We start from the raw sequence: 23,721 nt of genomic DNA on the forward strand, positions 1-23,721 counted from the left end.
GGTATCGTCAACCAAAACAGGACGACCATTCTCCTTCCAGCTCGTTAATCAAACCCAGGCGCCACAGTAGGATGACTTCCATGGCGTCGGAACAGACCGCGCCCCACTCAGACAAGGAGCCTCATCATGCTGGCCATTCGTAAAGCTTCCGATCGCGGCGCCGCCAACCACGGCTGGCTCAAGTCCTTCCACACCTTTTCCTTCGCCAGCTATCGCAATCCGGCGGAGCAGGGCTTCTCCGACCTGCTGGTGATCAACGACGACACCGTGACCGGAGGCCAGGGCTTCGGCGAGCATCCGCACCGCGACATGGAGATCTTCTCCTATGTGCTCGAAGGCGCCCTGGAGCACCAGGACAGCCTGGGCACCGGCTCGGTGATTCGCCCTGGTGACGTCCAGCTGATGAGCGCCGGCAGCGGCGTCAGTCACAGCGAGTACAACCACTCGGAGCGCGAGAGCGTGCACTTCCTGCAGATCTGGATCGTGCCCAACGTGCGCCGCGCCGAACCGCGCTACCAGCAGCAGCACTTCAGCGCCGCGGCCAAGCGTGGCCGCCTGGCCCTGATCATCTCGCCGGACGGCGCCGAGGGTTCGCTGGAAGTGCGCCAGGACGCCCGGGTCTACGCCGGTCTGTTCGACGGCAGCGAAGGCGCCACTCTGCAACTGGCCCCCGAGCGCCATGCCTATGTGCACGTCGCCCGCGGCAGCCTGGAACTGAACGGCGTCCTGCTGCAGGCCGGTGACGGCGCCAGGCTGCGCGGCGAGCGCGAACTGCAGCTGGCCCACGGCACCGACGCCGAGGTGCTGGTGTTTGATCTGCGGCCCAACGAACTGCCGCAAATGCCCTGACTACGATTTGCTCGCGAAATCGTAGGCCCTGTTTGCGCTAGGAGGCCGCTCCAACGGCCTCCCCTTGCCGAGAACGCGCCATGAGCACCCAAGCCCTGACCTCCCTGGTGGCCGGTAACGCCACCCTCTGGCTGACGCTGAACGTCTTTGGCGAACAGCTGGGCCTGCCGGTACCGGCCTATCCGTCGCTGGTGGTGATGGGCGCCGCGGCCGATGAAGCCGAATTGCTCCTGGCGCTGCTGGCTACCGTGGCGGTCACCGGCGTGGCCGATCTGCTCTGGTACTGGGCCGGCCGGCGACATGGCGCCTGGCTGTTGCGCCACCTGCCTGGCCACGTCCCGGCGGCTACCCGCCTGCCCGGCCTGCTGCTGGTGGCCAAGTTCGTCCCCGGCGCCGCGGCCCTCGCCACCCTCAGCGCCGGTGCCAGCGCCATGCCCCTGCGGCGCTTCCTGGCCTACGACCTGGGCGGCGCCACCCTGTGGATCGGCTCCGGCCTGGTCCTGGGAAAGCTGTTCGAAGAACACATCCTGGCCCTGATCGACAGACTCCAGGCCTATGGTCCGGCGCCCCTGCTGCTCGCCGGACTGCTCGGCCTCGCCCTGCTGGGCTGGCACCTGCTGGCCCGGCGGCACCCTCGGCCAGCTCCGGCGCGACAGTATTGCGCCTAGAGCGTTGCCGCCTTAACGCTAATTAACGATAGGCAACTCGCACGTCAGACAACTGCAGGGAATCATTCTCATCCAGACGGTCGCGCGACGCGGCTGGTTTGATAGGGAGAGCGCCATGTCCATGACCGTCGATAGCACCCTGGCTCTATCCAGCACCCGACTGATCGGTTTGGCCGCCTGGCAGGAACGGCTGGCCAAGGAGGTCCTGCTGCAGCATCTGGAGCGCGGTATCAGCGTCAGTCAGGTCGCCTCCGTCTGCGGCCTGTCGCGCAGTCACTTCACCCGCCAGTTCAAGCTCAGTGCCGGGCTCGCTCCACTGGAATGGTTGCGGCAGCAGCGCATCCACCGCGCCCAGCAATTACTCGTCGAGCGCGAATTGCCCCTGGCGGCGATCGCCCTGGAATGCGGCTTCTTCGATCAGGCGCATCTGAGCCGGGTATTCACCCGCGCCATCGGGGTCCCGCCGCTGGCCTGGCAGCAGCAGGCCCTGGAGCGGCGGTTGCTGGCGGAACTGCCGCAGATGCAGCCGCAGCATGGCCAGCAGGCGGTAGCCTAGCGTCGCCCCGCTGCCTTCCACCAGGATCAGCGACTTCTCCACCAGTTGCCCCAGCAGGGGGATGAAGTGCGCCTCCTCCAGCCCGCGCTGCGCCGCCAGCGCCAGGGCCTCGCTGCGACTGAAGCGCTCGCCGGCCTCGGCCAGGGTCGCCAGCACCGCGAATTCCGACTCGCCCAGGCTGTGCAGACTCCAGTCCAGCATGGCGCCGAGACTGCGTTGCCGCTGCGCCGCGGTCCGCCGCCCCTGGACACTGAGGTAGTAGCCGCCTTCGAGTTGCGCCAGCACTCCGTTCAGGCCCTGGGCCGCCACCTGCTCGGCGAGGATCTCCAGCGCCAGGGGCACGCCCTCGCTGCGCCGACAGATCTCGCCGACCAGTTGCACGTCGGCCGGCTGCAGTCGCAGCCCCGGCAGCCGCGCCCGGGCGCGCCGGACGAACAACCGGAAGGCCGGTTCGCGCATGGCCTCGCGCAGGTGGCGCGAGGGTGGATTCGCGATCGGCAACGGTGCCAGGCGCAACACGGCCTCTCCCTCCACCCGCAGGGCCTCGCGACTGGTGACCAGCACCCTGAGCTGCGGACAGCCTTGCAGCAGATTTTCCACCAGCCAGGCCGCCGGCTCGACCAGCCGCTCGGCATTGTCCAGCACCAGCAGCAGGCGGCGCGTGGCCAGGGCTTCCTGCAGCGCCGGCAGACCGCTGCCGCTGGCGAGGCCCAGGTCGCTGGCGAGGCGCTCCACCAGCGCCATCATGTGGCCCAGTGCGGCGAGATCGAGACTCTGTATCCCGTCGGCAAAGTCCTCCGCCAGCACGGGCAGCAGATGCTGGACCAGCAGCGACTTGCCGACACCGCCGGTGCCCACCACCGACACCAGGCGGCGCTGGGCAAGCAACCGGCGCAGTTCGACCAGGCTGGTGTCGCGACCTTCCAGGGGCGTCAGCGGCGGTGACGTCTCGACCAGGGGTATCAGGTCGCCTTCGCCCAGCCGCTCCACCGGCGGCGCGAAGCCGTAGCCGCGCTGGCGGACGCTGAGGATGGGATCGTCGGCGCTGTAGGGGCGCAGCACCCGGCGCAGGGCCGAGATGTGCACCCGCAGATTGATGTCCTCGACGACGCTCCCGGGCCAGACCCTCGTCATCAGGATCTGCTTGTCGACCAGCTCCCCAGGGTGTTCCAGCAGCACCCGCAGGATGTCCAGCGCCCGCCCGCGCAGGGGCAGCACGCGCTCGCCATCGAGCAACAGGCGCCGTCGCGCATCCAGGACCAGGCCGCAGAAGCGGAAGGCACTGGCGTCTTCCAGGGACTTGAGCTCTTGCATGACCATGCCGCGCCACGCGCCATGGGTCGCCGGGGTACTCCTTCCCGGCGCCCGCGGGCGTCTGCGCCTCTCCTTAGCCGATAGGTAGGACCATTCTGGCCGCTGCCCAGGCAGGTTGTACGACGATCTACGGCCAGAAGCTGCCATCGATGGGCGTGATACCGCCATCAGCCGCCGATTTCAGCTGAATTGATAGCGGTACTGCGCCGGGGTCAGGCCCAGATGGCTCTGGAAGGCGGCGCGCATGCAGCGGTCGCTGGCGAAGCCGCTGCGAAAGGCCACCGTCTTCAGCGGCAGCTCGGAGGTCTCCAGCAATCCACGGGCGTGATCGATGCGCGCCCGCAGGACGAACTCCAGCGGCGTCATGCCGGTGTCGCGCTTGAACACCCGGGCGAAGTTGCGGGTGCCCATGGTCGCCAGCTCGGCGAGCCGGCTGATCGAATAGGCCTGGTCGATGTTCGCCACGACGTGGTGCTGCACCCGGGTGATGGCGGTGACCGCCTCCGGTTCGTCGAACAGCGGACTGAACTGGGCCTGCTTGCCCTGCCGCTGGGTCACCACCACCAGCACCTTGGCCACCTCCCGGGCGATGGCCTTGCCATGGTCCTCGGCCACCAGCGCCAGCGCCAGGTCGATGCCGGCGGTGACCCCGGCCGAGCTCAGCAGCGGGCCATCGCTCAGGTAGATGTCGTCGGCGGTCACCTGGGCACGGGGAAAGCGCCGCGCCAGGCGCTCGCGATAATTCCAGTGGGTGGTCACCCGCCGGCCATCGAGCAGGCCGGCACTGCCCAGCAGAAAGGTACCGGTGCAGACCGCCCCGTAGCGCGCGCACTGCGCGGGCACCTGGCGCAGCCAGGCCGCGACGTCCGGATGGGGCTCCAGATAGGCGCCCGGCCCGCCGGGCACCAGCAGCAGGTCATAGGCCGCGGGCGGCTGCTGGGTGGTGAGCTCCGTGCGTATCGTCATGCCATTGGAACAACGCAGGGTCCGTCGCCGCCCGGCGGCGATGGTCACGATGCGATAGTGGTCAGCCGCGGCCAGATAGCGATTGGCGATGGAAAACACCTCCACCGGCCCGGCGAAATCCAGCATCAGCACCTCGGGGACCAGCAAGAAAGCCACTGTCCTCGTCATGGCGATACATCCTTATCCGTGTAGCAGTTGGTCCTTGAACGCTGGGGCGTCCGGGTGAAATTGAGGTGAGGATAAGAACTTACGCCATGAGGGCAAGGGACTTTTTCCATGTAGTTCACGGATTTCAGCTCACGCCCCGAGTCGAGCTGCAGTCGTCGATAGTGGCCGCGATCAGGATCATCCCGCCGCCGTTTGACGGATACGCCAGTAGCCCAGGCCTGCCAGATCGCTCTATTTCGCGCGTATGGGCCTGAGCATCACCAAGGTGATCAACCCAATCAGCGCGGTCACGAGACTCGCGCCTTGCAGCAGGGTGTCGAAGCTATGCAAGTAAGCACGTTGGAGCACGCCGGACATAGCCGGAGGTAAATTCTTGAGATCGCCCATCGCCGCTTGCTGAGCCAACGCCTGCCTCGCCGGGACAGACCAATCGGCCAGCGCCTGGGTGAGATGCCTTTCTATCAAGCAGCTCAAGACCGCCAAAGCCAGCGCCAAGGCTACTCCCTCCCCCGCGACTCGAGTGGTATTGAAGATACCGGCCGCCATGCCGGCACGCTCCTTGGGGACGACACTGAGCGCCAGGCCATCCATCAGCCCCCAAGGCAGCCCGGTCCCCACGCCGATCACGGTCAGGCACAGCAGCAGCGGCAGCAGTGCCCCACCCAGGGGGAGGCCGCTGAGCGCCATGAGACCCGCTGCCGCGAGTAGGAAGCCGAGGCCGCAGAGATAACCGGCAGGTAACCAGCGCGTCAGCCAGGCCGCCAGTAGGGGGAGCACCAGCAGTGGCAGGGTCAAGGCCAGCAAAATCAGGCCCGCCTGGGTCGCCCCCAGACCTTCTACACCGATCAGCCGCAGGGGCAACAGGACGATGAACACGATGTAGCAGACGCAGGTACCGATGGGCAGCAGCTGCACACCGAGAAAGCGCGGCAGGCGAAACAGCCGTAACTCCAGCATCGGCCGTTGACTCTGTAGCTGCCTGCGTACGAACAGCAGCAAACCGAGCATTGCAAGAAGGAGCAGGGACGTCACTGCCAGCGAGGTCCATCCCTCGCGTGGTCCCAGGATGATGGCGGAGGTGAAGGCGATCAGCGTACAGGAGAAGTACAGTACCCCCGGGACATCGAGCTGACTCGCCTGTGGATCGCGACTCTCTCGCAACCATTTCCAGGCGACCAGCGCGGCACTGCCGGCCAGCAAGGCGATACTCAGGAAGATGGCCCGCCAACCCCATTCGTCCAGCAAGATCCCGGTAAGCAACGGGCCGAAGGCCAGCCCCAGTCCGAAGGTCGTGCCGAGTAGGCTGAAGACGCGCGTGCGCGCCGGCCCCTCGAATTCCTGCGCCAGAGCCGCACTGCCTCCCGCCAAGGCCGCGGCTGCCGCAACGCCCTGAGCGGCTCGCAAGCCGTCGAACCACAGGATCGAGGGGGCCACCGCAAGCAGCAGGGAGACCAGGGTGAAGCTCGCCACACCGGCGAGAAAGAGTCGCTTGCGGCCATAGCGATCTGCCAGGGTTCCTGCGGCCATGAGCAGACTGCCGAAACTGAGCATGAAGGCATTGGTGATCCAGGCCATGGCCACGGCATCGGCGTGCAACGCTGCGCCTATGGTAGGCGTTGCCACCGCGCCGCCCGTGAAACTCAGCGGTAATACCAGGGCGGCCAGGCAGATGGCGAAGACGATCGGATAGCGAGCGAGCGCCGTGGGCATGGCCACGGCTGGAGACCTGTACATGAAGAGAGTCCTGCGGATTCGACAATTGGCCAAACTGCCGGGGTGAGCGCGCGATGGAGTTTCACCCACCTTATCTAGGACGTAATAAGGGATAAACAGGGCTAAGATCCACTGATAAAGGAGCAAAAGGATTCAATCGAAATGGATAGCCTGACCAGCCTGGTCGCCTTCGTGAAGACCGCGGATGCCTTGAGTTTCGTCAATGCCGGCCAGGCCATGGGCATCTCGGCCTCCGCTGTCGGCAAGAACGTGGCCAAACTCGAAGCCTCGTTGCAGGTGCGACTGTTTCATCGCAGCACGCGCAAGGTCAGTCTCACCCCGGAAGGTGCGCTGTTCTACGAGCGCTGCAAGCGGGTTCTGGATGAGCTGGAAGAGGCCCGGGCGCTGCTCTCCCAGACGGCGCGAACGCCCCAAGGCCGACTCAAGGTCAGCCTGCCAACCATCGGCTATCGTTTTCTGCTTCCTCACCTCGCTCCCTTTCGAGAGCACTATCCGCAGATCGAACTGGAGCTGGACTTCAACGATGAGCTGGTGGATGTGATCGACGCAGGCTTCGATGTGGTCATCCGCAGCGGTGGTCTTGCGGATAACAAATTGATGGCCCGGCGCCTGGGCCCCTTCCGCTTCCTGCTGTGCGCCGCCCCCGGCTATTTACAAAGGCGTGGTCATCCCACTGTCCCGGCAGACCTGGAGCGGCATGACTGTCTACGCTACCGTTTCGTGACTACCGGCAAGATCATGGATTGGAGCCTGTCAGCCGACCCACTGCTTAGCCGTCTGCACCTGCCGACCGCCCTGGTCCTCAACAACATGGAAGCTATCCTCATGGCGGCGCAGGACGGTCATGGCATTGCCTTCATGCCGGACTTTCTGGTCCGAGAGGCCCTCGCGGCGGGCCGGCTGGAGACGCTGCTGGATGCCTATACCCAGGACGAAGGCCAGTTCTGGGCGCTCTGGCCTTCCAGCCGCCATCTTTCCCCCAAGGTCCGGGTGTTCGTCGACTTCATCGAACAGCGGCTGTTCAAGGGGGCTATCAGGGCCAACCCTACCCCCGCCGCAACCTGATCAGGGTGATCTCGCTCGGCGCGCCGAATCGCAGCGGTGGGCCCCAGTAGCCGGTGCCGCGGCTGATGTAGACGGTCAACCGATCCAGGCGGTGGATGCCGGCGACCCAGGGTTGCTGCAGGCGCACGAAGTGCATCCAGGGCCAGAACTGGCCGCCGTGGGTGTGGCCGGAGAGCTGCAGGTCGGCGCCGGCGGCGGCGGCCTTGGGCGCCGAGCGCGGCTGGTGGGCCAGCAGCAGGCGGAAAAGCCCTTGCGGGGCGTTGGCGAAGGCGGTCGCGGCGTCGCTGCGGTGGCTCGGCACATAGAGCGGCGCCGAGTAGTCGGTGATGCCGGCCAGTACGAAGGGCGTGCCCTGGTGCTGTAGCACCCGATGCTCGTCGAGCAGCACGGTCAGGCCCTGCTCGCGCCAGGTGCGTACCCAGGCTTCGGCGCCGGAATAGTATTCGTGATTGCCGGTGATGGCATAGGTGCCCAGGCGCGCCTTGAGTTGTTGCAGCGGCAGGAATTCCTGGCGCAGTTCGGCCACCTTGCCGTCCACCAGGTCACCGGTGATGGCCACCAGGTCGGCGTCCAGACCGTTGAACCGCTCGACGATGCGTTGCAGATAGCCGGCCTTGATGGTCGGGCCGATGTGCAGGTCGCTGAGCTGGACGATGCGCAGGCCGTCCAGGCCAGCGGGGAGCGTCGGCAAGGCCACGTCCACCTCTTTGACCTTGGCGGTACGGCGGGCGTTGTAGACGCTGCGCAGCGCCACCAGCAGCACCAGGCCCAGCACCACCCAGGCGCTGCCGACGCGCCAGGCGGCGTCCAGCGGGTGGCCGACCAGGCTGGCGAGCGCCACCACCAGGCCGCGCAGCAGACTGAACACCGCCAGGCTGGAAAACACGCCCATGGCGATCAGCGCCGCCCAGGCCAGCAGGCGCGAGTTCATGTCCCGCGAGCGAAAGCCCAGGGGCACCAGCACGAAGGACAGGATCAGCAGGGCCCAGAACGGCAGCTGGGCGACAGGCGACAGCCCGAGGTCACCGATGACACTGAGGCCGATGAACAGGTGCAGGGCGAACAGGACCAGGTACATCATGGCGCGGGAGCGGAACATGGAGGGCCTTGAGGCAGGAAGAAGGCCTTACCTTAGCACCCTGCAGGGCGCCTCTCGGAGCCCCGGGTTGTTTCCGGCTACAACGATTCAGCCGGTATTCAGCGCCGCTCCGCCTCGTCGGCCTGGGCCGCCTGGTCCGCCCGCCGGCCCAGGTAGAAGCCGAGCCAGGCCCAGAGCGCCGCGCAACCGGCGCCCACCAGCGCCGGCAGCCAGGCGCCATGGCCGAGCAGGTCCAGCAGACTCTTGGCCCAGCCGCTGGCGGCGTCACCGGCGCGATAGACCACAGTGTCGATGAAGTTCTTGGCCTTGTACTGGGTCTCGGCGTCCAGCGGCGCGAAGAGCATCTCGCGGCCCGGGCGGATGAAGGCGTATTCGCCGATCCGCCTGACGATCATCAGCCCCGCCAGCATGGCGAAGGTGGGCAGCAGCGCGAGGCCCAGGAAGCCGATGCACATCAGCAGCGGCACCCCGGCCAGGAGCACCCGCACCCCGAGGCGCTGGGCCAGGCGGCCGGTGATCAGCACCTGGCTGGCCAGGGCGCCGGCCTGGACCACGAAATCCAGCAGGCCGAACACCTGCACCTGGCGGGAGCGGTCGGGAAACAGCTCGGCCACCAGGCGTGCCTGTTCGAAGTAGAGAAAGGTGCTGACCGTGGCCAGCAGGATGACGAAGGCGCTCACCGCCAGCAGATAGGGAGAGGCCAGCACCCGGGTCAGGCCGCTGAAGGGATTGCCGGCCACCGGGCGCCGCGGACTCTCGGTCGGCGGCGCGCCCGGCCGTCCGGCGCCCCGGGTCTCGCGCCAGCCCATCAGATAGGCCTTGAGCCTGAGCGCCAGGAGCAGCAGCGCGGCGGCCAGCAGCGCCAGGCCCGCCTCGCCGAGCCGGGGCGCCAGGGCGGCGGCCAGCACTGGCCCGAGCAGCCCGCCGACACTGGCCCCGGCGGCGATGAAGGCGAACAGCCGCCGCGCCTGGGCGCCGTCGAAGACATCGGCCATCAGACTCCAGGCCACCGAGACCACGAAGAGGTTGTAGACCGATATCCAGACATAGAAGGCACGCGCCAGCCAGACGCTGTCGCCCAGGCTGGCGAAGCAGGCGGCGAACGCCAGCAGGTTGAGGGCGAAGCAGCCGTAGACCCAGTCGACGAAGCGAATCCGCGCCACCCGCGAGTTGAGCCAGGCGAACAGCGGCACGGCGAGCAGCATCACCAGGAAGGTGGCGGTGAACAGCCACTGCAGATTCTCCACGCCACCGGCGATGCCCATGGCCTCGCGGATCGGCCGCAGCATGAAGTAGCCGGCGAACAGGCAGAGAAACAGCGCAAAGCCGGCCAGGGCCGCGGACGACTCGCCGGCGCGGGCGTCGAGGACGCGACCGAGCCAATCCTTCATCTAGGCGAACAGCCCGGCGATGGCCTCACGCTGGCGTGCATCAGGCAGGCGACCGCGACCGGCCTGGAGGTTATCGATCATGTAGCGTGGGTTGCTGGTGGCCGGGATCACCGCGGTCACCGCCGGGTCGGCGAGGATGAACTTGAGCAGCAGTTGCGCCCAGCTGGTCGCGCCCAGTTCGGCGGCCAGGGCTGGCAGCGGCTTGCCACGGGTGCCGGAGAGCAGATTACCGCGCTGGAAGGGGCGATTGATCAGCACGGCGATGCCCTGGTCGCGGCAATAGGGCAGCAGGCGTTTCTCGGCTTCGCGCTCGCCCACCGAATAGTTGAACTGCACGAAGTCGACCTTTTCCTGCTTCAGCGTGGCGAGCAGATCGTCCAGCGCCGCTTCGCGATAGTGGGTGACACCGGCATAGCGCACCTTGCCGCCCTGCTGCTGTTCGCGCAGCAGGGCCAGTTGGTTGGCGGTGTCCTGCAGATTGTGCACCTGGACCAGGTCCAGGCGTTCGGTCTGCAGGGCCTTGAAGCTGGCGGCCAGTTGCGCCGCGCCGCGTTCGCGCCCGGTGGACGACACCTTGGTGGCGAGAAAGACCCGCTCGCGAGCCTGGGCCCGCTTCACCAGCTCGCCGGCCACCCGCTCGGAATTGCCATAGCTGGGCGCGGTGTCGATGAGGGTGCCGCCGCCGTCGAGCAACGCCTTGAGTACCTCCTGCAGTGGCGCCAGGGCGGCATCGTTCAGCTCGACATCGAGATTGCCCGAGGTGCCCAGGCCGATGACGGGCAGGGCTTCGCCGCTGCGCGGGATCTTGCGGGTCAGCAACGGCTCGGCGGCCTGGGCGCTCTGCCACAGCCAGGGCGCGGCGGTGACCGCGGCGGCCAGGGCGGTGGTGGTCTGCAGGAAATGGCGACGGGTCGGCATGGCGGGCCTCGCGACGATCGAATTCGGAAGGATGACCCTTGAGTTAAGCGGTTCTTCCAGCCGACCGCCCACCGGGCTCATTGCGGCATGTTGCGAATGAAGGCCCGCCCGTAGGTTGGCGCTGAGCGCAGCGAAGCCCAACGGTGCCCAGGGTTGAAACTCTCCGTTGGGCTTCGACGATGAAGCCGTCTCAGCGCCAACCTACGTACCGAATCCCGTAGCGTGGACAACGGCGAAGCCTTGTCCACTGGTTAGCTCTGACTGCCCAGTGGAAAACGCTGCGCGGTTTTCCGCGCTACGGGTTGGCGGCATCCTGGCCCGCAAGAATCCCGTGATCCGCCGGCGGCAGCGTGCCGTCGCCACCCAGGTAGCGGTCGTAGAAATCCCGCACCGTGACGTTCTTGTGCTTGGCCTCGAACATGATGTCGAAGCGGTCGAGAAACTGGCAGGCGTAGCGGTTGCACCAGTCGTTCCACATCATGTCGCTGTGGGCATAGAGCAGCCGCCTGCTGATCTGCTGCAGCAGGAACCTGATGTCGATCCGCTCGCTGGGCGAAACGCCCATTTCCATCAGGGCTTCCGGCGGCTGGGAGTAGTGCATGGCCGGCCGCACGCCGCGCCAGCTGTCGATGATCCTGGCCACCCGTGGCTCCCAGGGATCGATGTAGGCCTCTTCGTGGATCCAGCAGTGGTGGATGTCCAGCACCACCGGGGCGAGATCGGCCAGTTGCAGGCAGTCGTCGACGCCATAGGTCTTTTCATCGTTCTCGAAGGTGATGCAGTTTCGCGCCTCGCTCGACAGACGCGACCAGATCGCGCGGATGCCGGGCACGCCCAGGCGGCCGGCGATGTGCACATTGCACTTGAAGTCCTGGAATTTCTGGCCGTAGCCCATCAGGCGGATCATGTCGGCGTGGTATTCGAATTCCTTCAGGCTGTTCTCCACCACCTCGGGGCGATCCGAGCCCAGCACGCAGAATTGCCCGGGGTGCAGCGACAGCCGCACATCGCGGCGGCGGGCCAGTTCGCCCAGCCGACCGAAGCGATCCTCCAGCAACGCCTGGAGCTCCTGGGAACGATAGAAGTAGGCGAATTCGGCGTGGCTGTAGAAGGGCAGCAGATCGCTGCTCAGGCGCAGCATGCGCAGATTGTCCGGCAGGTCGGCGACGTGCTCGACGAATCTCAGCTGGGCATCCAGGTTGTGGGTGACCACGTCCAGCAACTTGGCCTCGGCGGCGGCGCGTTCGACGCTGCCGAGCCAGCGCAGGGTAGTGGTGCGGGTATTGAAGGCCCGCTCGACCTGCTCCAGCGCCTTGAGCGACAGACTGCGCTCGGGATGACGGTACATGCAGGCAAAGCCGATTCGATACATGGGACGCTCGGGACAGGGACTATGGGCTTTAGTCCGCGCGGCGCCGCCTGGGTGCGGGTGGGGTGATGGGTGGAGGGGGCTTGGCGTCTGGCGTCCGGGTTTGCCCTCACCCCGGCCCTCTCCCAGGGGGAGAGGGGCTGGCCTGGCAGCAGGGCTTAGCTATGGGTGCTCAGGGCTATCGCGGCCATGGCGGTCCGCCGATGCGGTCGATTGGGTTTGGTTTATCGCGGCCATGGGCCGCTCCTACAGGCTCGGGTTTAGTGTAGGAGCGGCCCATGGCCGCGATCGAGCCCCTACCCCGACCCCGACCCCGACCCCGACCACACTGTCAGAGCATGCAGCGGTAGGGTGGAAAACGGCGTAGCCTTTTCCACGTGTGCTCTGGCTGCCCTACCCCGGCCCCAACCACTGCGTCAGGGCATGCAGCACCAGCCCCACCAGGCCGCCCACGAGGGTGCCGTTGATGCGGATGAACTGCAGGTCCTTGCCGACGCTCTGTTCCAGTTGCTGGACCAGCTCGTCGGTGTCCCAGGCGGCCACGCGGGCGGCGATGTAGTCGCCGATTCGCTGGCGGTTGCGGTCGATGAAGGGCGGCGCCACGGCCATCAGCTGCTCGTTGATCCAGCGTCGCATGGCTTCGTCGCGACTCAGGGTGTCGCCCAGCTCGGCCAGCAGCCGGCCCAGGCGCCGGCGGATGCGCGAATCCGGGGCGGCGAGATCGGCCTGCAGCCAGTTCACCAGTTGGTCCCACAGCTCCTGCAGATAACCCGCCAGCGCCGGGTGCTCCAGCAGCCGGTCGCGCAGTTGTTCGCCGCGCAGGCGAAAGGCCGGGTCCTCCTTGAGGCGCTCGATGAAGCTGACCAGATAGCCATCGAAATGCCGGCGCAACTCGTGCTCGCGGTCATGGCTGATCTCGCCGATCAGGCGCGACACCGCCTGCACCACCTTGATCGCCGACCAGCGCCCGACCCGTTCGTCCAGGCCCAGGTACTTCAGGGTACGCAGCTCGCCGCCGATGGTGCGGGCGATCAGCGCCTGGGTGTCTTCGTCCTGCAGCAGGCGATCGATCTCCTGCAGCACCTCGTCGAGCACCGCCTGATGGCGACCGTCGGCGGTCAGCATGTCGAGCAGTTCGCCGGACAGCGCCGCCACGTCCAGGCGCTGCAGCCGCTCCACCGCTACCCGGCGGATGAAGGCCTGCACCCGCACTTCGCGCAGGGCTTCCAGGGAATAGCGGGCGACGCCGGTGGCCTGGCTGGCCACCGCGGCGGCGTTGTCCGGCTGGCGCAACCAGCCGGCCAGGCGCCCGGCGGCGTCCAGTTCCTCCAGCTTGGCCAGCACCTGGGGCGTGGCGAGGAAGTGCAGGCAGATGAAGTCCGACAGCTTGCGCCCGACTCCGGCCTTGTTGCGCGGGATGATGGCGGTGTGGGGAATCGGCAGGCCCAGCGGATGGCGGAACAGCGCGGTCACCGCGAACCAGTCGGCGATGGCCCCGACCATGGCCGCCTCGGCGAAGGCGGCGGCGTAGCCCCAGGCCGGATGGCTGGCCTCGAGGGCAGTGGCCAGGCAGTAGAGCGCGGCCGCTAGGAACAGCAGCAGCAGCGCGATGAGCTTCATGCGCCGGACCGGGGTGAGGCCGTCGCCGGAGAGTGTGGTCATGGAAGAGGGACAGTCCTCGCGCGGGATGATCCCAGCATCCTACCCCAGACTAGAGCCTGACCCAGCGCTCCTCCTGCGCCGACTGGCGCGCGGCCTGGGCCAGGCGTTCCACTTCCCAAGCTTCCTGGAAGTCGACACCGGTATGCCCGGGGTTGCCGCCCAGGGCCTCCAGCAGCGAGCGGACCTCCAGGGTCTTGAGTTCGTTGTAGCCGAGCTGGTGGCCAGGGGCCGGGCAGAAGGCGGCGTAGTCCGGCAGGTGCGGACCGGCCAGCAGGGTACGGAAACCGGCCAGGCCCGGACGGTCACCGACCTGGTAGAGGCGCAGTTCGTTGAGGCGCTCCTGGTCGAAGCTGAGGGTGCCGCGGGTGCCGCAGACCTCGAAGGCCAGACGATTCTTGCGCCCGTGCTTGAGCCAGCTGGTGGTCAGGGTGCCGCGGGCGCCACTGGCGAAACGCAGCAGCAGATGGGCCTGGTCGTCGATCTCAACCGTCCGGGTGCCGCCCTGGTGGGGCCGCTGGCCATGGGCGGTGTGCAGATCGGCGCAGAGCGCCGCCACCGGGCCGAGCAGGAAGCGCGCCAGCGACAGGATATGGCTGCCCAGATCGGCCAGGGCGCCGCCAGCCTGGCGGGTCTCGCAGCGCCAGGTGAAGGGCCCCTGGGGATCGCCCATGAAGTCTTCGCTGAATTCGCCGCTGAAGCTGACGATCTCGCCCAGTTCGCCGCTGTCGATTAGCTCACGCGCCTGCCTGAGCATGGGATTCTGCAGGTAGTTGTAGCCGACCCGGTTGACCACCCCGGCCTGGCGCGCGGCGTCGCGCATTTGCGTCGCCTCCTCCAGGCTCACCGCCAGGGGCTTTTCGCAGTAGACCGCCTTGCCCGCCGCCAGGGCGGCCAGGGCCATGGGCGCGTGCAGCAGATTGGGCGTGGTGATGGCCACCAGCTCGACCTGGGGATCGGCGATCAGGCTTTCCCAATCGCAGCTGCGGGTGAAGCCCCAGGCGTCGGCGCAGCGAGCGGCGCGCTCCGGATCGGCGTCGGCCAGGGCCACCAGCCGCGGGCGGACCGGGAGCGCGAAGCTGCTCGCCGCGTGATGGAAGGCCTGGGCATGGGCATGACCCATGAAGCCGGTGCCGATCAGACCGATGCCGATGTCGCGCATGTCGTTCTCCGTCAGGGGTGTAGAAAGACCCGGCCGGCCAAGCCAGTAGCCGACCGGGTAAAAGGGATGGCTTAGGGGTGGGGGCGCCCTCACCCCGGCCCTCTCCCAGGGGGAGGGGGGAAAAACGGTCGGGTGCTGGCTCGGCCCTCACCCCGGCCCTCTCCCAGGGGGAGAGGGGGAAAAACGGTCGGGTGCTGGCTCGGCCCCTCACCCCGGCCCTCTCCCAGGGAGAGGGGAAGGCGCCAGCCCTAGCGCTTGGCCTTGCGCTTGTTGCGGTACTGGTCGATGACCACGGCGACCACGATGATCAGGCCCTTGATGATGTCCTGGACGTAGGCGTCCACCCCGAGGAAGGTGAAGCCGCTGGCCATGGTGCCGAGGATCAGGGCGCCGATCACGGTGCCGGTGATGCGCCCTACCCCGCCCGCCAGGCTGGTACCGCCGATCACCGCCGCAGCGATGGCGTCCAGTTCGTAGGACATGCCCATGCCCGCCTGGCCGGTGGCGGCGCGGGCCGAGGCCACGACCCCGGCCAGGCCCGCCAGCAGGCCGGCGATGCTGTAGACGATGATCAGGTGCTTCTTGACGTTGATGCCGGAGATGCGCGCGGCCTGCATGTTGCCGCCGATGGCATAGGTGTACTTGCCGTACTTGGTGTAGCGCAGGGCGATGTGGAAGATCACCGCCACCACCAGGAAGATGATCACCGGCATGGCCCCGGCGCCGATGGCGGTGTAGTTGTCGGACAGCATGCTGATCGGCTGGCCTTCGGTGTAGTAGCGCGCCAGGCCGCGGGCCGAGACCATCATGCCGAGGGTGGCGATGAAGGGCGGGATGCCGGTGACGGCGATGATGCTGCCGTTGATGGCGCCGGCCAGCAGCCCCACCCCGAGGCCGGCCATGACCGGCACCCAGACCGGCAGGTCGGTCAGCGAGGGAAACACCGCCCGGCCGAAGTCCGAGCCCTGGGCCAGACTCGCCGCCACCATGGCCGACAGCGCCAGCACCGAGCCGGAGGAGAGGTCGATGCCGGTGGTGATGATCACCTGGGTCACGGCGATGGCCAGCAGGCCGATGATCGAGACCTGCAGGATCATCAGCACAAGGCGCTGGGAATTCATCAGGAAGCTCTGGTCACGCAGGACCCAGCCGAAGGCCTCGAAGGCCAGGCCGATGCCCAGCAGCACCAGCAGGATACCCAGTTCGGTGGGAATGCGGCGCCGCGGGCGCGCGCTGGGTAGCTCGGCGGTTTTCTTGTCCAGGAGGGCACTCATCTTGTTCTACCTCTTGTATGCCGGGAGCGATGGGCGCAGCCCACCGCGCGAAGGGTGCGCTAGTGCAGTACGGGATTGCCCGAGGCCAGGTGCATGACCCGCTCCTGGGTGGCTTCGCCGCGATCGAGAAAGCCGGTGACGGTGCCTTCGTGCATCACCATCACCCGGTCGCTCATGCCCAGGACCTCGGGCAGTTCGGAAGAAATCATGATCACCGCCAGGCCCTCGGCGGCCAGCTTGGCGATCAGCCGGTAGATCTCGGCCTTGGCGCCGACGTCGATGCCGCGGGTGGGCTCGTCGAGGATGAGGATGCGCGGCCGGGTCATCAGCCAGCGGGCGATCAGCGCCTTCTGCTGGTTGCCGCCGGAGAGATTGGCGATGCACTGGTCCAGCGAGGGGGTCTTCACCCGCAGTTGCTGGCGCATCTCCTCGCAGAGCTGGTCGAGGCGCTGCTGCTGCACGAAGCCGCCGCTGGCGAAACCATTCAGCACCGCCACCTCCATGTTTTCCCCCACCGACAGGCAGGAAAAGATGCCGGTGTCCTTGCGGTCTTCGGTGAGCAGCGCCAGACCTTTCTGGATCGCCAGATGAGGATCGCTCATCCGTACCGGCCGGCCGTCGATGCGGATCTCGCCCGCCGTGGCCGGGGTCACGCCGAACAGCGTCTCGGCGACATTGGTGCGCCCCGAGCCCATCAGTCCGGCGATGCCCAGCACCTCGCCGGCGCGCAGGTCGAAGGAGACGCCGGAGAACACCCCGTCCAGGCCCAGGTCGCGCACCGACAGCAGTACCTCGTCGCGCGGCGCGGTGCGCTCCGGGAACAGCTGGGTCAGTTCGCGCCCCACCATCATGGCGATCAGGCCGTCACCGTTCATACTGTCGGCGCGCTGCAGGCCGATGTACTGGCCGTCGCGGAACACCGCGACCTCGTCGGCGATCTGGAACACCTCGTCCATCTTGTGGGTGATGTAGACGATGCCCTTACCCTGGGCCTTGAGGTCGGCGATGATGGAAAACAGATGCGCCACCTCGGTCTCGGTGATGGCCGAGGTGGGTTCGTCCATGATCAGCACATCGCTGTCGTAGGACACCGCCTTGGCGATCTCCACCATCTGCCGCCCGGCGATGGACAGGCTGCCCACGCTGTCTTCCGGGTCCAGGGCGATGCGCAGTCGGTCCAGCAGCGCCTGGGTCTGGCGACGCATCTTGCCGTGGTCCACCAGGTGCAGGGCATTGAGCGGTTCGCGACCCAGCCAGATGTTCTCGGCGATGGTCATGAAGGGCATCAGATTGAGTTCCTGGTGAATCATGGCGATCCCCGACTGCAGTGCCTGCAGCGGCGTCTCGAAGCGCACCGGCACCCCGCGCAGCCGCACCTCGCCGGCATCGGGCTGGTAGATGCCGGCAATGATCTTCATCAGCGTCGACTTGCCCGCGCCGTTCTCGCCCATCAGCGCCAGCACGGTGCCGGGACGCACCCGCAGCTGCACGTGGGACAGCGCCTTGACGCCGGGAAACTCCTTGGTGACGTCGACGATTTCCAGCAGGTATTCGCCGGGCGCGGCCGTGGCCGCGGTGGCGGGAGCGACGGCAGGGGTGGCGGAACTGAGCATGATCACGATCTCCTCGCGGGCGCCGACCAGGCGGCGCGGGTCGCTGGTCAGTAGAGGGCGCTGGGCGAAGGGCTGGCCATGACGGCGCGGGCCAGGTGCAGGCAGGTATCTGGCGGACAGGCGATCGGAGACCTATGCAGGGACAGGGAGCGGGATGGCATGACGGCACCTTTTATTCTTGTTGAAGGGTGCGTTCGCCGGGGCGAGGCACCGCTGTACGTCTTGGCTTGCCCTCGACTCTATTGGAAAATAAATTCCAGTCAATATCTTTTTGGAATTTTTAGGTGATAATCATCGAGGGTCCGCAACCCGCCCGGCGCCGCTGGCAAGGCCCCAGATAGACAAACGGGCGGTCCGTTGCCGGACTGCCCGTTTGCTCTGGAAAGCCGTTCTGGCGCGGCGTCCCGCCCTCGTTCCAGGACGGCGCAGGCGCCTCAGGTCATTTGGTCATGGCCTGGAATTCGGCGACGTTCTCCGGGGTGATCAGGCGGAAGGGAATCAGCACGTTCTGCTCGCCGGGGGTCTTGTTGATCATCTTCAGCGCCGCATCGAGGGCGCCTTCCGCCTGGCCCTTGGCGTCCTGGAACACCGAGACCGTCACCAGGCCACGCTTGATCGCCGCCAGGCCGTCGGGCGTACCGTCGACGCCGGTGACCAGCACGTCCTTCCTGCCGGCCTGGCGCAGGGCCATGGCCGCGCCGATGGCCATCTCGTCGTTGTTGGCGAAGATGGCGTTGAGTTCCTTGCCGGCCAGCAGCCAGTTGCTGGTCAGGTCCATGGACTTGTCGCGCTGCCAGGCCGCGGTCTGCTCCTCGACGATCTTGATGCCCGGATACTTGGCCAGGACTTCCTTCACCCCGGCGGTGCGGTTGTGGGTGGAGTTGTTGGCCAGATCACCCAGCAGGATGGCCACCTGGCCCTTGCCGCCGAGCTTGTCCGCCACGTACTGCGCCTGCAGGCGGCCGGCTTCCTTGTCGTCGGAAGTCACCGCGACCACGCCCGCCGGCAGGGTGGGCTCGTCGGGGCGGCGGTTGATGTAGACGATGGGCACGCCGGCCTTGGTGGCGGCCTCGGTCAGGGTCCGGGTCGCGGCGGTGTCCACCGGATTGACGATGACCGCATCGACCTTCTGGCTGATGAAGCTCTGCACCTGGGTGAGCTGCTTGACCACGTCGTTGCGGGCGTCCTCGAACTGCAGCTGCACGCCGTCGGTCTTGGCCTTCTTGGTCATGTATTCGCGGACATAGGTAAGGTAGTTGTCGTCGAACGACGACATGGTCACCCCGACCTTGAGGTCCGCCAGGGCCGCGCTGCTGCCCAGCAGCAGCGACAGCGCCAGGGTGGCAAAGCGAGTTTTTTTCTGCATGGTTCAGGCTCCATTCGTGGGGTGACGATCAGCGAGGGGATCAGACGGGCGCAACGGCCAGGCGCACCTCGGGCGCCGCGCGGTCTTGAACCGGGCGGAGCCTGGGCGAACGCTGGAAAGACGCGGGAATCAGTGCGGGCGGTAGAACACCGCGGCGCCGGGCGAGGCGCAGAGCACGGCGCCGCTGCGCTCGTGGCAGAACAGCCGGCCGAGCAGGGCGAGCAGTCGGGAGGGACGCTGCACCTTGAGGCGGTGCACGGTGGCGAGGGCGAGACGGAAGGAATGCGTGGAGTGGTTCATGTGACGGCACCTATTATTGTTGTCGGGGCGCACGGCCCTGGTGACTCGTTTCTGCAACTGCTCTCGACTCTATTGGAAATTTAATTCCACAACAAGAGAGAAATAGAAATTTCATTCGACCTGTACGAATGACCGCCGCGCTCGCCCCTGGGCACCTGCCCGCGACCGCTCCGCCGCCTCTTCGAGGCCCTCTACCACCAGGCTTTCCCCCGTACGGGCACTCTGCCGCGCCGCCGCCAGGATCGCCTGGCAGGCCAGTGTTTCCTGCGGCGTGACCGGCAAGGGCGCGCCCTGGGTGAGGGCCGCCAGCCAGCCCTCGTAGAACAGATCCCAGCGGCCCCGTTCGCTCGGTACCCGCGCGCGCTCCTCGCCCACGCTCAGCCAGCCCCAGCGCTGATGCTCCTCGGCGCCCCAGCTGGCCTTTTCGCTGCGCGGGGTACGCCCTGGCGCAGGGCCGTGGCCTGGCCATCCAGGCCATCGACGCTATAGACGCCCCGCTCGCCGACCACCCGCAGCCGCTGCGGACAGTTCTGCAGACCGCTGCCCGAGAGGTGCGAGACCACCCCGAGCGATGGCGCAGGGACAGAAAGAATTCCCGCTCCCGCGCGGGATCGCCACGGGGGAACTGCGCCTCGGCATAGACCCGTTCGACCGGCCCGAACAGTAGCAGCGCCTGGTCCACCAGATGGCTGCCCAGTTCGAGGAGCAGGCCCGCCTCGGTGCCCAGGCCCGCCGCGGCCAGGTCGGTCAGTTGCAGGCGCGACTCGAAGAGGCGTACCCGGCCCAGGCGCTTTTCGCGCAGCAGTCGAACCAGGGTGAGCAGGTCCGAATCCCAGCGGCGCAGCTGCTGGACGCAGAGCGGGACGCCGCGTCGTTCGGCCAGCGCCATCAGGTCCTCGGCCTCTGCCAGGGTGCTCGCCAGCGGCGCCGTGCAGACCACCGGCAGGCCCTGTTGCAAGGCCTCCCGCACCTGCGCCGCCCGTTCGCCGAGAGGCGTGGCGATCACCAGGCTGTCCACCCCGGCGGCGATCAGCCCGGCCAGGTTGGGATGGCCGGCGACGCCGGGATACGCCCTGCTCAGCTCGGCGCCTGGCGCCGACGAGCCGGTCACCACACCCACCAGTTGGACGCCCGGGGTGCTGGCGATCAGCGGCGCCTGCAGCAGGCGTCCGAGGCCGTCGTAGCCGACCAGTCCGATTCTCACGGCCGAGGCCTCCCCTGCAGGCAACACATCCCCGCGAGCGACCTAGGCGTAGAAAGCCGGTCGGCTGGGCAGGGTCACCGGCTCGATGGCGCCGCTGTCCTGGGCCTTGATGCAGGCGTCGGCGGTGACCGCGGCGATGTAGCCGTCCCAGGACGACGGCCCGGTCAGCTGGCCGGCGGCGAGGTCGTCGATGAAGGCCTGCAGTTCCACGTCGTAGGCGGCGATGAATCTGTCCTTCCAGTCCATGAGGATCTCGTTGGACAGCCGCGCCTCGCTGCGCAGCTGCACCGAGGTCGGCTCCGGCAGGCGGGCGATGCCGCGCTCGCCGACGATCTCGCACTGGATGTCGTAGCCGTACTGGCAATTGACGAAGACCTCGACGTCGATGCGCACGCCCTTGGCTGTTTCCAGCAGCACCACCTGGGGATCGCGCAGGTGCTCGCGCGCCGCCGGCGCCTTGCGCGGAAAGACCACCTGGGCGGACACGTAATGATCGTCCAGCAGCCAGGCCAGCACGTTGATCTCGTGGATCAGGGTGTCGGTGATGGCCATGTCGGTGCTGTAGTGCTCGCTCACCGTGGGATTGCGGTGGGCCGCATGGATCATCAGCGGCGCGCCGATGCGATCGGCGTCGACCACCGCCTTGAGCTGGCGATAGCCGGCATCGTAGGGCCGCATGAAGCCCACCTGCACCAGACGCTTGCCGTGGGCCTGTTCGGCTTCGACGATGCGCCGGCAGCCCTCGGCGGTGGTCGCCAGCGGCTTTTCGCAGAACACCGGCTTGCCGGCGGCGATGGCAGCCAGCACGTACTCCTCGTGGGTCGGCCCCCAGGAGGCGACCAGCACCGCCTGGACGTCCGCCGCGGCGATCAGCGCATGGCCGTCGGCATAGACCTCCGCGGTGATGCCCAACTCCTGGACCACCCGGGCGGCCTGGTCGGCGTTGATGTCGGTCACCGCCACCACGCGACTGCCCAGCAGGGTGTGGCTCAGGCGGCGGATGTGTTCGCGGCCGATGGCGCCGGTCCCGATGACACCGATGTTCAAGGTCATGACTTCATTCTCCGATTTGGACTTGTTATGGAGTGAGCGGCGCTCAGTATTGGCGGGCCTGGGCGGCGTTTTCCCTGAGCAGCCGGGCGACGGCGGCGATCTTTTCGCTGGTGGAGACCTCGGCGCCGCCGACCCGCCACCAGGACAGGTAGCCGTGCAGCATGGTCTTGGGCAGCACCTTGATGTCGATCAGGGTGGAGACCGTCTGCCGACGGGCATCGGCCAGGGCCGCTTCCAACTCCTCCAGGGTGCGCACGCTATAGGTCTTGCAGCCGTAGGCGGCGGCGCTCATGGCGAAGTCCACCGGCACGAAGTCGCCGTCGAGCTTGCCGGTCTCCGGATTGCGATAGCGGAATTCGGTGCCGAAGCTGCCCATGCCGTGGCCGACCTGCAGGTTGTTGATGCAACCGAAGGTCATGTTGTCGAGCAGCACCACGTTGATCTTGCGCCGCTCCTGGATGGAGGTGGCCAGCTCCGAGTGCAGCATCTGGTAGGAACCGTCCCCCACCAGCGCATAGACCTCGCGCTCCGGTTCGGCCAGCTTCACGCCGAGGGCGGCGTTGATCTCGTAGCCCATGCAGGAATAGCCGTATTCCAGGTGGTAGGTGTTGACGCCCTTGCTCTGCCAGGCGCGCTGCAGGTCACCCGGCAGGCTGCCGGCGGCGGCGACGATGATGGCGTCGTCGTCCAGCCGTTCGTTGAGGCGGCCGAGCACCTGGCTCTGGGTCAGGGACGAACCGGTCAGACGGACGAATTCCTCCAGCACCGCGCGCGGCAGGTCGTCGTCGATCTCCGGCACGAAGTCGGCGCCGGTGTAGCCGACCGCGTAGACCCGCTCCACCTCCTGGCGATAGCGCTCACGCGCTTCACCGACCTGGCCGCCCCAGCCGGCGCGGTAGTCGGTAGCCCCTAGCGCCTCGGTCAGGGCGTCGAGGGCTTCGCGGGCATCGGCCACCACGGCCAGGCCATCGAGCTTGCCGGCGTCGAAGGCGGCCACGTTGAGATTGAGGAATTCCACCTCGGGATGCTGGTAGAGCCACTTCGAGGAGGTGGTGAAATCGGTGTAGCGGGTGCCGACGCCGATGATCAGATCCGCTTCCCTGGCCAGCAGGTTGGCGGCCAGGCAGCCGGTCTCGCCGATGCCGCCGACATTGAGTTCGTGGCTGGAGACGATGGCGCTCTTGCCGGCCTGGGTCTCGGCGAAGGGGATCTCGAAGCGCTCGGCGAAGCGCTGCAGGGCCGCGGCGGCGCCGGAATACTTCACCCCGCCGCCACAGATCAGCAGCGGCTTGCGCTTGCGCCTGAGCAGCTGCACCGCCTCCGCGATGGCGGCGACCACCGGCGGCCGGCGATCCAGGCGGTGCACCCGCTTGGCGAAGAAGTAGTCGGGGTAGTCGTAGGCCTCGCCCTGGACATCCTGGGGCAGCGCCAGGGTCACGGCGCCGGTCTCGGCCGGATCGGTCAGCACACGCATGGCGTTGATCGCCGCGCTCATCAGCTGCTCGGGGCGGTTGATGCGATCCCAGTACTTGCTCACCGCGCGGAAGGCATCGTTGGTGCTGATCGACAGGTCGTGGAATTGCTCGATCTGCTGCAGCACCGGATCGGGCTGGCGACTGGCATAGACGTCGCCGGGCAACAGCAGCAGCGGGATGCGATTGGCGGTGGCGGTGGCCGCGGCGGTCAGCATGTTGGCCGCGCCCGGCCCCACCGAGGAGGTGCAGGCGTAGATCTGCCGACGCAGCTTCTGCTTGGCGAAGCCGGTGGCGGCATGGGCCATGCCCTGCTCGTTGCGCCCCTGGTGCACCACCAGCTCTCCGGCGTCCTGCTCCAGCGCCTGGCCCAGGCCGAGCACGTTGCCGTGGCCGAAGATGGTGAAGACGCCGGCGACGAATCTGGTCTCGACGCCATCGACGCTGAGGTACTGGTTGTCGAGAAATTTCACCAGGGCCTGGGCCATGGTCAGACGTTGGGTGCTCATGGCTTCTCCCCG

General features: G+C 67.4%; 19 protein-coding genes and 2 pseudogenes. 4 read left to right on the plus strand and 17 right to left on the minus strand.

All coding sequences use genetic code 11. The features are described 5' to 3' along the window. The first annotated feature begins 126 nt into the window (after nt 1–126). The 3 genes from BGI51_RS04520 to BGI51_RS04530 all read left to right on the plus strand — a co-directional run bounded on the left by BGI51_RS04520 (nt 127) and on the right by BGI51_RS04530 (nt 2,073). The gene (locus tag BGI51_RS04520) at nt 127–849 is read left to right on the plus strand and encodes a pirin family protein (RefSeq protein WP_133861571.1); all 723 of its coding nucleotides are present in this window, start codon (nt 127–129) and stop codon (nt 847–849) included. Between the two features lie 80 nt (nt 850–929). After that, entirely contained in the window at nt 930–1,517 is a 588-nt protein-coding gene (locus BGI51_RS04525) for a DedA family protein (protein WP_187980426.1), read from the plus strand. 115 nt (nt 1,518–1,632) lie between these two features. After that, the gene (locus tag BGI51_RS04530) at nt 1,633–2,073 is read left to right on the plus strand and encodes a helix-turn-helix domain-containing protein (protein ID WP_187980427.1); all 441 of its coding nucleotides are present in this window, start codon (nt 1,633–1,635) and stop codon (nt 2,071–2,073) included. Between the two features lie 621 nt (nt 2,074–2,694). Here BGI51_RS04530 and BGI51_RS23840 read toward each other — a convergent pair. From BGI51_RS23840 to BGI51_RS04540, 3 genes and pseudogenes are all read right to left on the minus strand, one after another. Continuing rightward, nucleotides 2,695–3,555: pseudogene (locus BGI51_RS23840) on the minus strand (winged helix-turn-helix domain-containing protein); the annotation flags it as partial. 12 nt (nt 3,556–3,567) lie between these two features. Further along, a complete protein-coding gene (locus BGI51_RS04535) occupies nt 3,568–4,521 on the minus strand; it encodes a GlxA family transcriptional regulator (protein WP_187980428.1) in 954 nt (317 codons plus the stop codon). A 231-nt stretch (nt 4,522–4,752) separates the two neighbouring features. Next, nucleotides 4,753–6,231, minus strand: coding sequence for an MFS transporter (locus tag BGI51_RS04540; protein WP_187981262.1), 1,479 nt, complete (start codon nt 6,229–6,231; stop codon nt 4,753–4,755). Nucleotides 6,232–6,396: 165 nt separating this feature from the next. Here BGI51_RS04540 and BGI51_RS04545 point away from each other — a divergent pair, with 165 nt between their 5' ends. Further along, on the plus strand, nt 6,397–7,320 hold the full coding sequence (locus BGI51_RS04545) for a LysR family transcriptional regulator (RefSeq protein WP_187980429.1): 924 nt from the start codon (nt 6,397–6,399) through the stop codon (nt 7,318–7,320). On the opposite strand, the gene BGI51_RS04550 is transcribed toward BGI51_RS04545, so the two are convergent. From BGI51_RS04550 to iolD, 14 genes and pseudogenes are all read right to left on the minus strand, one after another. Further along, nucleotides 7,301–8,419, minus strand: a complete 1,119-nt coding sequence (locus BGI51_RS04550) for a metallophosphoesterase (RefSeq protein ID WP_187980430.1) — start codon at nt 8,417–8,419, stop codon at nt 7,301–7,303. The genes BGI51_RS04545 and BGI51_RS04550 overlap by 20 nt on opposite strands. Nucleotides 8,420–8,517: 98 nt before the next feature. Next, nucleotides 8,518–9,810 (minus strand): NTP/NDP exchange transporter, encoded by a 1,293-nt coding sequence (locus BGI51_RS04555; protein WP_187980431.1) that lies wholly within the window; start codon nt 9,808–9,810, stop codon nt 8,518–8,520. Then, nucleotides 9,811–10,728 (minus strand): aldo/keto reductase, encoded by a 918-nt coding sequence (locus tag BGI51_RS04560; protein WP_187980432.1) that lies wholly within the window; start codon nt 10,726–10,728, stop codon nt 9,811–9,813. Between the two features lie 295 nt (nt 10,729–11,023). Continuing rightward, nucleotides 11,024–12,100, minus strand: coding sequence for a UV DNA damage repair endonuclease UvsE (gene uvsE, locus BGI51_RS04565; protein ID WP_187980433.1), 1,077 nt, complete (start codon nt 12,098–12,100; stop codon nt 11,024–11,026). 390 nt (nt 12,101–12,490) lie between these two features. Then, a complete protein-coding gene (locus BGI51_RS04570) occupies nt 12,491–13,759 on the minus strand; it encodes a DUF445 domain-containing protein (protein ID WP_187980434.1) in 1,269 nt (422 codons plus the stop codon). Nucleotides 13,760–13,808: 49 nt separating this feature from the next. After that, a complete protein-coding gene (locus tag BGI51_RS04575) occupies nt 13,809–14,918 on the minus strand; it encodes a Gfo/Idh/MocA family protein (RefSeq protein ID WP_133861580.1) in 1,110 nt (369 codons plus the stop codon). Between the two features lie 248 nt (nt 14,919–15,166). Next, on the minus strand, nt 15,167–16,192 hold the full coding sequence (locus BGI51_RS04580) for an ABC transporter permease (protein ID WP_133861581.1): 1,026 nt from the start codon (nt 16,190–16,192) through the stop codon (nt 15,167–15,169). Nucleotides 16,193–16,251: 59 nt separating this feature from the next. Next, nucleotides 16,252–17,805, minus strand: a complete 1,554-nt coding sequence (locus BGI51_RS04585) for a sugar ABC transporter ATP-binding protein (RefSeq protein WP_133861582.1) — start codon at nt 17,803–17,805, stop codon at nt 16,252–16,254. 439 nt (nt 17,806–18,244) lie between these two features. Continuing rightward, entirely contained in the window at nt 18,245–19,171 is a 927-nt protein-coding gene (locus BGI51_RS04590) for a sugar ABC transporter substrate-binding protein (RefSeq protein WP_187980435.1), read from the minus strand. Between the two features lie 129 nt (nt 19,172–19,300). Then, entirely contained in the window at nt 19,301–19,471 is a 171-nt protein-coding gene (locus BGI51_RS04595) for a hypothetical protein (protein WP_166655915.1), read from the minus strand. Between the two features lie 111 nt (nt 19,472–19,582). Beyond that, a complete protein-coding gene (locus BGI51_RS23845) occupies nt 19,583–19,846 on the minus strand; it encodes a hypothetical protein (protein WP_356595498.1) in 264 nt (87 codons plus the stop codon). A 244-nt stretch (nt 19,847–20,090) separates the two neighbouring features. Continuing rightward, nucleotides 20,091–20,702: pseudogene (locus BGI51_RS23960) on the minus strand (Gfo/Idh/MocA family protein); the annotation flags it as partial. A 15-nt stretch (nt 20,703–20,717) separates the two neighbouring features. Further along, nucleotides 20,718–21,728, minus strand: coding sequence for a Gfo/Idh/MocA family protein (locus BGI51_RS04605; RefSeq protein ID WP_133861585.1), 1,011 nt, complete (start codon nt 21,726–21,728; stop codon nt 20,718–20,720). A gap of 43 nt (nt 21,729–21,771) precedes the next feature. Next, nucleotides 21,772–23,709 carry a 3D-(3,5/4)-trihydroxycyclohexane-1,2-dione acylhydrolase (decyclizing) gene (gene iolD / locus BGI51_RS04610; RefSeq protein ID WP_187980436.1) on the minus strand — a complete coding sequence of 646 codons (1,938 nt, stop codon included), beginning with the start codon at nt 23,707–23,709 and terminating at the stop codon, nt 21,772–21,774. Between the last annotated feature and the right edge of the window lie 12 nt (nt 23,710–23,721).

The sequence above is a fragment of the Pseudomonas oryzihabitans genome (assembly GCF_014522265.1).
In the GTDB taxonomy this organism is placed as follows: domain Bacteria; phylum Pseudomonadota; class Gammaproteobacteria; order Pseudomonadales; family Pseudomonadaceae; genus Chryseomonas; species Chryseomonas aestiva.

Coding starts and splice junctions, on each gene's coding strand:
- BGI51_RS04520 (WP_133861571.1), top strand. CDS start 127: ATGCTGGCCATTCGTAAAGCTTCCGATCGCGGCGCCGCCAACCACGGC.
- BGI51_RS04525 (WP_187980426.1), top strand. CDS start 930: ATGAGCACCCAAGCCCTGACCTCCCTGGTGGCCGGTAACGCCACCCTC.
- BGI51_RS04530 (WP_187980427.1), top strand. CDS start 1,633: ATGTCCATGACCGTCGATAGCACCCTGGCTCTATCCAGCACCCGACTG.
- BGI51_RS04535 (WP_187980428.1), bottom strand. CDS start 4,521: ATGACGAGGACAGTGGCTTTCTTGCTGGTCCCCGAGGTGCTGATGCTG.
- BGI51_RS04540 (WP_187981262.1), bottom strand. CDS start 6,231: ATGCCCACGGCGCTCGCTCGCTATCCGATCGTCTTCGCCATCTGCCTG.
- BGI51_RS04545 (WP_187980429.1), top strand. CDS start 6,397: ATGGATAGCCTGACCAGCCTGGTCGCCTTCGTGAAGACCGCGGATGCC.
- BGI51_RS04550 (WP_187980430.1), bottom strand. CDS start 8,419: ATGTTCCGCTCCCGCGCCATGATGTACCTGGTCCTGTTCGCCCTGCAC.
- BGI51_RS04555 (WP_187980431.1), bottom strand. CDS start 9,810: ATGAAGGATTGGCTCGGTCGCGTCCTCGACGCCCGCGCCGGCGAGTCG.
- BGI51_RS04560 (WP_187980432.1), bottom strand. CDS start 10,728: ATGCCGACCCGTCGCCATTTCCTGCAGACCACCACCGCCCTGGCCGCC.
- uvsE (WP_187980433.1), bottom strand. CDS start 12,100: ATGTATCGAATCGGCTTTGCCTGCATGTACCGTCATCCCGAGCGCAGT.
- BGI51_RS04570 (WP_187980434.1), bottom strand. CDS start 13,759: ATGACCACACTCTCCGGCGACGGCCTCACCCCGGTCCGGCGCATGAAG.
- BGI51_RS04575 (WP_133861580.1), bottom strand. CDS start 14,918: ATGCGCGACATCGGCATCGGTCTGATCGGCACCGGCTTCATGGGTCAT.
- BGI51_RS04580 (WP_133861581.1), bottom strand. CDS start 16,192: ATGAGTGCCCTCCTGGACAAGAAAACCGCCGAGCTACCCAGCGCGCGC.
- BGI51_RS04585 (WP_133861582.1), bottom strand. CDS start 17,805: ATGCTCAGTTCCGCCACCCCTGCCGTCGCTCCCGCCACCGCGGCCACG.
- BGI51_RS04590 (WP_187980435.1), bottom strand. CDS start 19,171: ATGCAGAAAAAAACTCGCTTTGCCACCCTGGCGCTGTCGCTGCTGCTG.
- BGI51_RS04595 (WP_166655915.1), bottom strand. CDS start 19,471: ATGAACCACTCCACGCATTCCTTCCGTCTCGCCCTCGCCACCGTGCAC.
- BGI51_RS04605 (WP_133861585.1), bottom strand. CDS start 21,728: ATGACCTTGAACATCGGTGTCATCGGGACCGGCGCCATCGGCCGCGAA.
- iolD (WP_187980436.1), bottom strand. CDS start 23,709: ATGAGCACCCAACGTCTGACCATGGCCCAGGCCCTGGTGAAATTTCTC.